Source organism: Novosphingobium sp. (genome assembly GCF_965214355.1).
Taxonomy (GTDB): domain Bacteria; phylum Pseudomonadota; class Alphaproteobacteria; order Sphingomonadales; family Sphingomonadaceae; genus Novosphingobium.
This window is the reverse complement of the sequence record NZ_CBDCBI010000002.1, coordinates 3,341,378-3,352,690: the sequence shown is the minus strand read 5'-3', so window position 1 is coordinate 3,352,690 and position 11,313 is coordinate 3,341,378. Positions and strand designations below refer to the sequence as shown.

General features: G+C 63.5%; 11 protein-coding genes. 5 read left to right on the top strand and 6 right to left on the bottom strand.

Features of this window, described 5'->3' with window-relative positions; translation table 11 throughout:
• Window positions 1-59: 59 nt before the first annotated feature.
• The 6 genes from ACOOE2_RS15555 to ACOOE2_RS15530 all read right to left on the bottom strand — a co-directional run bounded on the left by ACOOE2_RS15555 (window position 60) and on the right by ACOOE2_RS15530 (window position 5,091).
• Window positions 60-812 carry an IclR family transcriptional regulator gene (locus ACOOE2_RS15555; protein WP_420383901.1) on the bottom strand — a complete coding sequence of 251 codons (753 nt, stop codon included), beginning with the start codon at window positions 810-812 and terminating at the stop codon, window positions 60-62.
• On the bottom strand, window positions 813-1,220 hold the full coding sequence (locus tag ACOOE2_RS15550) for a nuclear transport factor 2 family protein (protein WP_420383900.1): 408 nt from the start codon (window positions 1,218-1,220) through the stop codon (window positions 813-815).
• Window positions 1,217-2,338 carry a cobalamin-independent methionine synthase II family protein gene (locus ACOOE2_RS15545; protein WP_420383899.1) on the bottom strand — a complete coding sequence of 374 codons (1,122 nt, stop codon included), beginning with the start codon at window positions 2,336-2,338 and terminating at the stop codon, window positions 1,217-1,219. Before ACOOE2_RS15545 ends, ACOOE2_RS15550 begins: the two co-directional genes overlap by 4 nt.
• A gap of 52 nt (window positions 2,339-2,390) precedes the next feature.
• Window positions 2,391-3,788 carry a syringate O-demethylase gene (gene desA, locus ACOOE2_RS15540; protein ID WP_420383898.1) on the bottom strand — a complete coding sequence of 466 codons (1,398 nt, stop codon included), beginning with the start codon at window positions 3,786-3,788 and terminating at the stop codon, window positions 2,391-2,393.
• A gap of 37 nt (window positions 3,789-3,825) precedes the next feature.
• A complete protein-coding gene (locus tag ACOOE2_RS15535; protein ID WP_420383897.1) occupies window positions 3,826-4,548 on the bottom strand; it encodes an alpha/beta fold hydrolase in 723 nt (240 codons plus the stop codon).
• A gap of 126 nt (window positions 4,549-4,674) precedes the next feature.
• Window positions 4,675-5,091 (bottom strand): MarR family winged helix-turn-helix transcriptional regulator, encoded by a 417-nt coding sequence (locus tag ACOOE2_RS15530; RefSeq protein WP_420383896.1) that lies wholly within the window; start codon window positions 5,089-5,091, stop codon window positions 4,675-4,677.
• A 113-nt stretch (window positions 5,092-5,204) separates the two neighbouring features.
• Here ACOOE2_RS15530 and ACOOE2_RS15525 point away from each other — a divergent pair, with 113 nt between their 5' ends.
• From ACOOE2_RS15525 to ACOOE2_RS15505, 5 genes are all read left to right on the top strand, one after another.
• Window positions 5,205-6,044, top strand: coding sequence for a p-hydroxycinnamoyl CoA hydratase/lyase (locus tag ACOOE2_RS15525; RefSeq protein WP_420383895.1), 840 nt, complete (start codon window positions 5,205-5,207; stop codon window positions 6,042-6,044).
• A 43-nt stretch (window positions 6,045-6,087) separates the two neighbouring features.
• Window positions 6,088-8,235 carry an acetate--CoA ligase family protein gene (locus ACOOE2_RS15520; protein ID WP_420383894.1) on the top strand — a complete coding sequence of 716 codons (2,148 nt, stop codon included), beginning with the start codon at window positions 6,088-6,090 and terminating at the stop codon, window positions 8,233-8,235.
• Window positions 8,236-8,370: 135 nt separating this feature from the next.
• Window positions 8,371-9,771 (top strand): vanillate/3-O-methylgallate O-demethylase, encoded by a 1,401-nt coding sequence (ligM, locus tag ACOOE2_RS15515; protein ID WP_420383893.1) that lies wholly within the window; start codon window positions 8,371-8,373, stop codon window positions 9,769-9,771.
• 63 nt (window positions 9,772-9,834) lie between these two features.
• Complete coding sequence (locus ACOOE2_RS15510; RefSeq protein ID WP_420383892.1) at window positions 9,835-10,713, top strand: methylenetetrahydrofolate reductase; 879 nt, start codon at window positions 9,835-9,837, stop codon at window positions 10,711-10,713.
• Between the two features lie 83 nt (window positions 10,714-10,796).
• The gene (locus ACOOE2_RS15505; protein WP_420383891.1) at window positions 10,797-11,270 is read left to right on the top strand and encodes a MarR family winged helix-turn-helix transcriptional regulator; all 474 of its coding nucleotides are present in this window, start codon (window positions 10,797-10,799) and stop codon (window positions 11,268-11,270) included.
• Window positions 11,271-11,313 lie beyond the last annotated feature (43 nt).

Here is an 11,313-nt window from a genome sequence, read left to right as displayed (position 1 = left end):
ACCGGATCATGCCGGAGCTGTGCCGTACTTTGCGGCATCGGCTGCATTCGAGAAGGCCGTTACTGCGCAGCCTCGATTGCGCGGGACGCTGCACCCAATTGCGCCATGATGGTCGCCTGCATGTCCGGCGTCAGCCGCGAGGTCGGCAATCCGATACTGAGTGCGGCGACGACCTGGCCTTTGGCGCGCACGGGCACGCCGATGCCATAGATCCCGATCGTGTATTCCTCTCGGGTAAAGGCAAAGCCGGTTTCCCGGGTCGCGGCAAATTCGTTTTCCAGTGCGCTGCGATCGCACACGGTGAATGGGGTAAACCGCTCCCGCTGCGCTTCGGCGAAATAGCGATCGCGCGTCGGCTTCGGCAGACAGGCCAGCAACGCCTTGCCCGCAGACACGCAATGCATCGGCGTGCGGCGACCGACATCGATCGCATAGCGCAAGCTGTGGTTCGATGTCTCGGTAACAACCGCTTCCACCTCCCAGCCGATGGCGACGAACAGCGAAGTCGTCTCGTTGGTCTGCTGGCGCAGGGCCCGGACCAGCGGCCGCGCCAGATCGATCAGCGAAAGCTCGCCGCGTGGGCATTGCAGCCGGTCGAGACCTGCGCCTGCGACGTAGGTGCGGCCTTCGCGGCGCAAGTACCCGCGTTCGACCAGCGTCGCCAGCAGATAGGACAAGCTGCTGATCGGGATCGCCAGCGCGGCGGCAATTTCCTGTGCGCCGACGCCTGCCGGTTTCGCCACGACGTATTCGATAAGATCAAGCGTGCGCAGCGCCGACTTGACGCCCGGCGAGGATGCCGATGGCGCCATCTAGTACGCCAGCGAGCCGAAGCGTTCGGAAAAACGCCAGCCCTGGCCGGTCCTGATAAACCGGTCGCGGAACGTGCCGACTTTGGGTTCGGCCCCTTCGATGAACAGCGCCATCGCGCATTCGCCGCGCGCCTCGACCGGGCTCACGACATCGATGACGATATTGCTGCAAATATGCCGGCTTTTGCGCAACGGGCGTGCGCGCAGGCTTTCCAGGATTGCCGCCCGGCCGTGCACGACCTCGGTTGGCGCGGCGGGCCGGGCGAAACAGCCGTCTTCGGCATAAAGATCGGCAAGTTTTTCCCACGCGCCGGCATCGTTCAGATTGGCATAGCGCGCAACCAGGCGTGCGCACGCCCATTCGGCGGCCAGGATTTCAGCGTCTGTCAGCATGGTATCGGGGGTCACAGGCGCTTGTCCGCAATATCGGCGCCTTCGCGCAGCGCTTTCAGCTTTTTCCAGGTGACCGCGGGGTCGATCTTGCCATAGCCGGCGAATGTGCCGAAACCGCAATCGGTGCTGGCGATCACCCGGTCCTTGCCGACAAAGGCGGCAAAACGCTCGATGCGCTGCGCGACGAGCTCGGGATGTTCGACATAGTTCGAACAGCTGTCGATCATTCCGGGCGCCAGGATCTTGTCATCGGGCAGGCGACAATCGCGCCATACGGTCCATTCGTGCTCGTGCCGCGGATTGGCCGCTTCGAACAGGATCGTGCCCGGCCGCGCCGCCAGCACGATGTCGATCACGCGCTCGAGCGCAATATCATGGTCGTGCGGCCCCTCGTAATTGCCCCAGCAAACATGCATGCGCATCTTGTCTGAGGGGATATTGGCCGTGGCCGCGTTCAGCGCCTCGACATTGGCGGCCGCGATTTTCAGGAATTCGGCCTCGGTCTTGTCCTGAAACCCCGTATGGCGCGACATCGCCAGGTCGGGGCAATCGAGCTGCAGCGCAAATCCTGCGGCAACGATCGCCTCGTATTCCGGGCGCATCGCATCGACGATATCGGCAAGATAGGCCTCGTGCGTCGGATAATGGCGATTGACCTGGAATGCGGTGATCAGGCCCGGCGAGGCCGCATTCATGAATGCTGCCTGCGCCGGGACACCGGCCAGCGCCGTCTGGAAACGCCGGATATCGTCGTGCAGCGGCTGCAGGTTTTTCAGACGGACCGGGCCGATGCACGACGCGCGCGTGAATTCCTGGCTCCCCATGATCGCCGACAGCTTTTTCGACAATTCGGGATGCGGCGCAAGATCGGCCGCCGCCCTGCGCTCGATATGGCCGCCGAACCCTTCGAGCCGCTCGATCATGTAGGTCGAATAGCCGATCTTGCCCAGTTCGCCGTCGCTGACGATCGTGACTCCGCAATCGATCTGGTGCGCCAGTGCATCGTCGATCGCAGCCTGCACCGTGTCATCGAAGTCTTTGGCCGAATACGGCTCGCCCTTGTCGCGGGCCAGCAGCAACGGGGTCAGCGCATCGCCGCGCGGCAGGCTGCCAACATGTGTCGTCGCGATCATCGTGCACCCTTCTTGTAAAAGCCCTCCCCCGGAGGGGAGGGCTTGATTGACGTCAGGCCTTCGTGCGCCAGCCGTCGGCGTATGTATCGCGCGCGGCTTCCGAATAGGGCACCGGTGCGACTACGGCCTTGATCTCGGTCTGGATATGCCGTTCGACCGTCGGTTTCGACGTGCCGCCATCGGGTTCGCCCCACAGCAGCGTCACTTCGGTACCGGGCTCGGCAAACTCCTCCTCGATCATGGCCAGCGCCAGGAACCGGCCGGCGTTGACGGTATAGCCGATCCAGGTCGACAGGCCGATCGTCCTGCCATCCTTCAGCACTGCGTCATACGGATGCATCGCATAGACTGCGCTGGGGAATTCGAGAAACTTCGCCTTGTCGCCGGTCTGCAGCATCGAGCTCATCACGCGCACGATGTCCGCGTTGTCGAGCGCCAGCGTGACTTTGCGGCGATGCGGCTGATCCTTCAGCTTTTCCAGCGCTTCACGCCCCACGAATTCATGATCGAACTTGACCATGATGCCATAGCCCAGGTCCCACGGCGTCAGGTAATAGTCCTCGATCCGGTCCGAGACGAAGCTGCCGCCGAGCGAACACACGCCCTCGTACGATTTCGCACCCAGCCACTCGCGGTATTCCTTCATCGAGTCGCCGGTGTAGATCGCGGGCAGCGGCGAAGGAATCCAGCCCGATTCCAGCGTGTTCGAGCTGTAGGTGCGCCCGCCGCACAGCGTCAGGCCATCGTCCTTGCCCGCCGCGATCAGCGCATCGCGGACTGTGTCGTAGTCCGCCCAGGGACCGAACAGCTCGTACCCCGGCTGGCCCACCATGCCGTGGCGCAGCGCGCGCACTTTGGCGCCGGCGATGTCGACCGTCGCCATGTGAAAGAATTTGAGATCGGGCGGGGTTTCGCCCATCGCCTTTTCCAGCACTTTCATCGCGTTCGGCCCCTGCAGCTGAAAGCGGTAGTTGCGGCGGTAGTGCTTTTCGGCTTCGGGGCGCGCGGCGGTGCGTTCGTCGCGCTCGACCTTTACATCCCAGCGCCCGGTCTGCGCCCAGTATTCCACCCATTCGATCGTCGGCGCGCGGCCGACCAGTTCAAACGTCTCCTCGCCCAGGTAGAACAGGATCACGTCGCCGATCACATAGCCTTCGGGGGTGACCGGCGCGAACTGCTTGGCGCGATCGGGGATGAACCCCTTGAAGCTGTTGGGCGCAAGATAGGACAGCATGTCGAACGCGCCGGGCCCGGTGACGAGCAGGTCGACCATGTGAAAGCTCTGGTTGAAGAGCACGGCGGTTTCCGCCCACGACCGCTGCTCGTCGCGCCAGTTCGAATATTCGGCCGGAACGCCGGGATAGGCATTGGGTCCGACCTGCTGGTTGCGCAGGAATTCGACGATGTTGCCTTTGCTGTCGAGCACTTGCTGCAGATTGCCGTCACTCATTTTCGTAACCTTCCTTGCTTGGAATTCCGGGGCGATTTCACGTATTGTCGAGCCATTCGCTGATGCAGCGATTGAACTGTTCGGGCGCTTCGGCGGGCGCCATGTGGCCCGCATCGGCAATGATCCGCAGTTGTGCGCCGGGCACATCGCGCGCCATCGCCGCGTGCTGCGCCGGCGGCGACCAGGCGTCGTCCGCACCGACCAGGAACAGCGTCGGGCAGGTGATCGTCGGCAGCACCGCCGCCGCATCGGGCCGGTGCAGCAGCGCCTCGATCTGGCGCTCGTAAGCCGCACAACCACCGTCGATCGCCATTGTCCGCATTGCGCGCATGAACACGCCATCGTCGCGGCGGTGCGGCCCGACCATCGGCGACAGCCAGCGATCGACCAGCGCGGCGCTGCCTTCGGACCGCCCGAGATCGCGCAGCGCCATACGCCCGGCGCGTTCCTTGTCGCTGACCGGATGTGCGCCGGTATCGGCAAGGATGAGGCGATCGACGCGCGCAGGGGCGCGCGCCCAGATTTCCAGCGCCACACGCGCGCCCATCGAATGGCCGAGCAGCGTGCAACGATCGGGCATCCGCGCCAGGGCATAGTCGGCCATCGCGCCGATCCGGTCGGCCGCGCCGTAAAACCCGTCGATCACGGTGGCGCCAAACGCCTCGATCTGGCCTGCAAACATGCGGGCATCACAGATCAGTCCGGGCAGGATGACAAACGGCGCGGCCTGCGTCCCGGAAGATGTCGAATTCGCGTCCATGAAATTTCGTCTATACGAATTATTGCATGCTCGCCAGAGGCAATGCGAAGCCGGCAGGGCTAATATCGATTGAACCTCGCGCGCTTTTCGAAACTGGCGCCCGGTTGCCGATCGGCTGCAAACCGGTCAGTCCGCGCTCCACAGTCCGCCCAGCGCCGGGATCAGGTGGTCGCGGTGCTTGGGGGCTATCAGGTTCATCAGATAGATTTCGAATTCGGTGGTGATCGCGTCTGCCTCCGCCCGCCGTTGCTTACCAAGCGCTGTCAGCAGCAGCGCCTGCGATTTTCCGTCGATCGGGCGGCGCTCGACCAGCCCGGCTTCGACCAGCCGGTTCAGCAGGGGCACCATGTTGGCGCGCTGAATGTCGAGAATTCGGCCGATTTCGCTCGATGTGGCATCGTCGCGATCGTGGATCAGCAAGAGCACCGATGCGTCGGCAATGCGCAAATCGATCGTGTCGAGCCGGCGCGACAGCTCGGCCATCATCGCATTGGCCGCGCGGCGCAGGGCGTATCCCGGACGATGGCGCAACGGATCGGTCATGGGAACAGGGTCTCGCTTTTCAGCCATGTCGGACGCTTGAAACGGTTATTGACGATACCATTTTTATGGCTATTGCCTATAGCATAATCGTGAAATTGCAAAATGAGGACATCATGACCGATCGCAGCGAAGCCGATACCGTCGCCTATACGGTCGCAGACCGTATTGCATGGGTCAAATTCAACCGCCCCGAAAAACGCAACTGCATGAGCCCGAAGCTCAATCGGCGGATGAAGCAGGTTCTGGAAGAGCTTGAATTCCGCGACGATGTCGGTGTGCTGGTGCTGACCGGCGAAGGCTCGGCCTGGACGGCGGGCATGGATCTGCAGGAATACTTCCGCGAAACCGAAGCGCAGGGGCTGGGCGCTATCCGCAAGTCGCAGCGCGAATCGTACGGCTGGTTCGAACGGTTGCGCTGGTATGAAAAGCCGACGATCGCGATGATCAACGGTTGGTGCTTCGGCGGTGGCTATGGGCCGCTGTTTGGTTGCGACATCGCGATCGCGGCCGATGACGCGCAGTTCGGTCTGTCGGAAATCAACTGGGGCATCCTGCCCGGCGGCGGCGCCAGCAAGGTCGCGCAGGAACTGATGCCGTTTCGCAAGGCGATGTATCACGCGATGATGGGCGAAACCCTGTCGGGCAAGCAGGCCGAGGCGCAAGGGTTGATCACCGAGGCGGTGCCGGCCGACCAGTTGCACACGCGCGTGCTCGAAATCGCGCATGTGCTGCTCAAGAAAGACCCGCATGCGCTGCGCGCGACGAAATGGACAATGCGCCGCGTGGGCGACATGACATACGACAATGCGCTGGAATACCAGATCCGCGCGCAGGAAGCGCTGCACAGCTTTGGCGGCGCTGCCGCGCGCAAGGAAGCGACCAAGCAGTTCCTCGACGAAAAGACGTTCAAGCCCGGGCTGAGCACGTTCGACGCGACCAAAGTCAAAGGCTGAGCGCGGCCTACAATACGCAGGCGCAAGCGCGCAGGAGATGGGCATGCTGGATACAGGGGCGCGTTTTTCGCGCGAGGCGCTGGCACGGTTGCTGCGTCCGAAATCGATCGCGGTGGTCGGGGCCAGCGACAAGCCCGGCGCGCTGGGTGCAACGCTGATCACCAATCTCGATCGGGCGGGCTTTGCCGGAACGATCTATCCGATCAACCCCAAGCGCGATGCAATCGGGGCGCGGCCCTGCCTGACATCGGTTGCGGATCTGCCGCCGGGCGTCGATGTCGCGGTGCTGGCGATCCCGCGCCCGGCGGTGATCGACACGGTGCGGGCGCTGGCAGAGCGCGGCGTGGGCGCGGCGATCGTGTTTTCGGCCGGGTTTGCCGAAGACGGACCCCAAGGCCTGGCCGAACAGGCCGAAATCGCGCGTATCGCGCATGAGGCCGGTATGGTGATCGAGGGTCCCAATTGCCTGGGCCTGGTCAACCATGTCGACAAGATTCCACTGACGTTTGTCGAGGCGTTCTGCGAACCGCCGGCCGGGCGCCGCGCGGTCGGTGTCGTGTCCCAATCGGGCGCGATGGCGGCGGTGCTGGGCACCGTGCTGATCGCGCGCGCGGTCCCGACCAGCTTTTCGGTATCGACCGGCAACGAGGCGGGCAGCGGGGTCGAGGACTATGTCGATTGGCTGATCGATGATCCCGATACCCACGTGATCGCGATGATTGTCGAACAATTCCGCCAGCCGGCGCGGTTTGTGGCGGCGGCCGCGCGCGCGCGCCTGGCGGGCAAGCCGATCGTGCTGTTGCATCCCGGGACATCGAGCGCGGCGCGCGAATCCGCCGCGACGCACACCGGGGCGATGGCGGGCGATTATCCGCTGATGCGCGCCAAGGTCGCGCGTCAGGGCGTTATTTTTGCCGACACGTTGCAGGAACTGGGCGATGTTGCCGAACTGCTGGTGCGCTGCCCGGCGTTGTTGCGGCCCGATGTCGCGGTGCTGGGCGAATCCGGCGCGTTCAAGGCGATGGTGCTGGACCAGGCGGAGCGGCTGGGCCTGCCGCTGACCGTGCTGGACAATGACAATGCGCCGGCCTTGCGCGCTGCGCTGCCGGCCTTTGTCCCGGTCAGCAATCCGCTCGACATCACGGCGCAAGGGTTGAGCCAGCCCTCGATCTACACCGAGGTGCTGACTGCGTTGTTCGGCGATGACCGGGTCGGCGCGATTGTCGCCGCGATCATCCAGTCCGACCCCACCACCGCCGATATCAAGGTGCCCGCGATACTTGCGGCAATTGACCGGGCCGCGGGCGAAGGTGGCACGCTGACCAAACCGATGATTTTTGCCGGGCTGGATGAAGGCGCGCGCATGCCCGAGCATTACATCGCCGCGTTGCGCGCGCGCGGTGTGCCATGGTTTGCGACGACCGAACGCGTGTTGCGTGCGCTGACGCTGCTGGGCGTTGCCTGTGCTCCGTCAGATCCTGTGCACCCGGCGCCGCTGGATTTGCCGGCGCTTGCCGATGCGGCCGGTGTCATCCCCGAATACCGGGCCAAAGCGCTGCTGGCGCCATTGGGCGTTGCATTCCCACGGGGCGCCTTTGCCGCATCGCGCAGCGCCGCCGTTGCCGCGGCCCACGCGCTCGGCTTTCCGGTCGCGATGAAGGCGCAGGCGAGCACGCTCAGCCACAAAAGCGATGCTGGCGGCGTCATCCTCAATCTGGCCGATGCCGAGGCAACGGGCGCGGCTTGGGACCGGATGCATGCGGCTGTTGCGGCCTATGATGCGACGATCGTGCTCGATGGCGTGCTGATCGAGGCGATGGGGCCGCGCGGGACCGAGATGATCGTGGGCGGGCGCAATGATCCCGAATGGGGCGCGGTCGTGCTGGCCGGGTTTGGCGGGGTTACTGCCGAAATCCTGTCCGATGTGCGGCTCTATACGCCGGATATGACCGAGCAGGATGTGATCGCCGATCTTGGCAAGTTGAAAAGCGCGGCTTTGCTGGCCGGCTGGCGCGGCGCGCCGGCGCTCGATGTGCCGGCGTTGGCGGCGCTGATCGTGAAAATGGCGCGACTGCTGCACAGCGAGCCGCGCCTGGTTGAATTCGATCTCAATCCGGTCATTATCTATCCGGCGGGGCAGGGGATTATCGCGCTCGATGCCCTGATGGTGGTGCAGCCGCAGCCTGCCTGAAACCGGCATTCCCGGGCAGTTTTTTCGACCTTACCGTCACGTTGCTGCAAAATTGCTGCGGCCAGATTCCATTTGCACGGCCAGGATTTTATAGTATGTGATACATACAAAATGCCAAATATCGGGAGAGCTGAAGTGACTGCCGCCAACCTTGACCAGCTGCTGTCGCAGCAAAGCAATATCGTTGCGATGCTGCGCAATTCGCAACTCGGCGCCTATGTCTATCCGGTGGTCGCGCCCGAGTTTTCGAACTGGCGTTCCGAACAGTGGGCCTGGCAGCACAGCGCGGTGCTGTTCGACCAGTCGCACCACATGGTGAACCTGTATATTCGCGGCAAGGACGCGGCAAAGCTGCTGTCCGACACGATGATCAACTCGTCGAAAGGCTGGGCGGTCGGCAAGGCCAAGCAATACGTACCCACCACGCCGTATGGCCATGTCATCGGCGATGGCATCATCTTCTGGGAAGAAGAAACGTCGTTTACGTATGTCGGCCGCGCGCCGGCGTCGAACTGGCTGCGCTATAACGCGGCGACCGGCGGTTATGATGTCGAGATCGAGCTGGACGACCGTTCGCCGATGCGCCTGATGGGCAAGCCGGCGCATCGCAAGGAATGGCGTTTCCAGATCCAGGGGCCAAAGGCCTGGAACGTGATCGAAAAGCTGCATGGTGCGCCGCTCGAACAGCTCAAGTTCTTCAACATGTCGACGATGCATATCGCCGGCCACACGGTGCGCACGCTGCGCCACGGCATGTCGGGCGCGCCCGGTCTCGAAATCTGGGGCCCGTACGAGGAACAGGAAGAGATCCGCGCCGCCATTCTGGAAGCCGGCAAGGAATTCGGCCTGATCGCGTGCGGCAGCCGCGCCTATCCGTCAAACACGCTGGAATCGGGTTGGATCCCGTCACCGCTGCCCGCAATCTATACCGGTGAAAAGCTCAAGGGCTTTCGCGAATGGCTGGGGCCGGACAGCTATGAAGCCACCGGGTCGATCGGCGGGTCGTTCGTGTCGGACGATATCGAGGACTATTATCTGAACCCGTGGGAACTGGGCTATGGTCCGTTCGTGCGCTTCGACCATGATTTTCATGGCCGCGAAGCGCTGGAGCAGCTCGATCCTGCCACGCAGCGCAACAAAGTGACGCTGGCCTGGAACCCCGAGGATCTCGGCAAGATCTGGACCTCGATGTTCAACCCCGATGGCGAACAGTACAAGTTCTTCGATGTGCCGCTCGCCAACTATGCCTCGTCGAACTACGACCGGGTAATCGATGCCGCGGGCAAGACGGTCGGCCTGTCGATGTTCACCGGGTATTCCTACAACGAAAAGCAGGGCCTTTCGCTGGCGACGGTCGACCACGAGATCCCCGTCGGCACCGAAGTGCGTGTGGTATGGGGCGAGGAAAACGGCGGCACGCGCAAATCCACCGTCGAACCGCACAAGCAGATCGAAGTTCGCGCAATCGTCAGCCCGGTGCCGTATTCGCGCGTTGCGCGCGATACCTACCAGGACGGCTGGCGCACCGCGCGCTGATTGTTTGCCCCGGCACCGGCGATGGAACGCCGGGCCGGGGCGGTCTCCGGCCGGGATAGTGCCATGACGTTACCGCAGATACATCGCAACTGGGACAAGCCTCCGCATATCATCACCGACGGCTATTCGTTGGAGATGACTGCAAAAGACATCGCCGCGCTCATGGATGCCGCGCCGTTGATCCCGGTGGAAACGCCGGTCGCGGTCACGTTTCTACCCGGCGAGGAACACGCCGCGCGGATTGCGGCGACTGTGGCCGTGCGCGAATTGGGGTTCGAGCCGATGCCGCATTTTTCGGCGCGGCGGATCCGTTCCGAAGACGATTTCGAAGGCTATCTGAACGCGGTCGTGCGCGACGCCGGTGTTCGCCGCTGCTTCATCGTGGCCGGCGACCCGCCAGCGCCCGAAGGTCCGTACTTCGACACGATGGCGCTGCTGGAAACCGGCGCGTTCGAGCGTGCAGGCATCACCGCGATCGGCGTCGGCGGGCACCCGGAAGGGCACCCCAACATGTCGGTGGACGAATGCTGGGATGTGCTTGACCGCAAGGTCGCCGCCATCGCGTCGCGCGGCATGGCGCCGCTGGTGGTCACGCAATTCGGGTTCGACCCCGATGCCTTTCTGGAATGGCTCGTCGAGCTGCGCCGGCGGGGCATCGATGTGCCGGTGCGCATCGGTGTGCCGGGGCCAGCCGGGATCAAGCGCTTGTTGTCATTTGCCGCGCGGTGCGGGGTCGGTGCGTCTGCCAGTGTTCTGAAAAAATATGGTATTTCGGTTGCAAGCCTGCTCGGGTCTGCCGGGCCGGACAAGCTGGTCGATGCCTTTGCCGCAGGGCTGGGAGCAGAGCACGGCAAAGTGCGACTGCACTTCTATCCGTTCGGCGGTTTGCGCAAGACGGTCGAATGGATTGCCGGCTATGAGGCGCGGCATGGCGCCGGCTGATCGCAGGTTTGTGAAAATGGGGCGTAGACATCGCTTCCGAATGGGTTTGTATGCGCAGCAGACAATCCTGCAGGAAATACCGAATGGCCCGGCCCAAGGAAACGCTCGTACCCACGACACCGCATGTCGCCGGGGATGACGATATCGGTGAAATCCGGTCGATCGTAGGCTTTCATATTCGCCTGGCCCACGGCGCGACGTATCGGCATTTTACCGAGACGTTCAATCATATCGACCTCACCCAGAAACAGGTTTCGGTACTGTGGCTGATCGACGATCACCCCGGCATCGCACAGACCGACCTGGCGCAGCGCATGCGTATGGATCGCGCCACGACGATGGCCATCGTCAACAGGATGCAGGAACGCGGGTACCTTGTGCGCGGCGTCTCGCTGGCCGATCGGCGCAAGCAGACGCTCAATCTGACCACCGCGGGCGGCGCGGCGCTGGCCATGGCCAAGGATGCCATCGGCGAGCACGAACGCTGGCTGAAATCGCGGTTCACCGACAAGGAAGTCGAAACGCTGATCGAGATGCTGACGCGCATTCACGAATAACGCCCGTCGCGGGTGACGACCACAACCATAAAAACCGGGGATT

Bases quoted from the DNA above. Each gene is read 5' to 3' on its own strand.
- ACOOE2_RS15555 (WP_420383901.1), bottom strand. From the start codon at position 812: ATGGCGCCATCGGCATCCTCGCCGGGCGTCAAGTCGGCGCTGCGCACG.
- ACOOE2_RS15545 (WP_420383899.1), bottom strand. From the start codon at position 2,338: ATGATCGCGACGACACATGTTGGCAGCCTGCCGCGCGGCGATGCGCTG.
- desA (WP_420383898.1), bottom strand. From the start codon at position 3,788: ATGAGTGACGGCAATCTGCAGCAAGTGCTCGACAGCAAAGGCAACATC.
- ACOOE2_RS15535 (WP_420383897.1), bottom strand. From the start codon at position 4,548: ATGGACGCGAATTCGACATCTTCCGGGACGCAGGCCGCGCCGTTTGTC.
- ACOOE2_RS15530 (WP_420383896.1), bottom strand. From the start codon at position 5,091: ATGACCGATCCGTTGCGCCATCGTCCGGGATACGCCCTGCGCCGCGCG.
- ACOOE2_RS15525 (WP_420383895.1), top strand. From the start codon at position 5,205: ATGACCGATCGCAGCGAAGCCGATACCGTCGCCTATACGGTCGCAGAC.
- ACOOE2_RS15520 (WP_420383894.1), top strand. From the start codon at position 6,088: ATGCTGGATACAGGGGCGCGTTTTTCGCGCGAGGCGCTGGCACGGTTG.
- ACOOE2_RS15510 (WP_420383892.1), top strand. From the start codon at position 9,835: ATGACGTTACCGCAGATACATCGCAACTGGGACAAGCCTCCGCATATC.
- ACOOE2_RS15505 (WP_420383891.1), top strand. From the start codon at position 10,797: ATGGCCCGGCCCAAGGAAACGCTCGTACCCACGACACCGCATGTCGCC.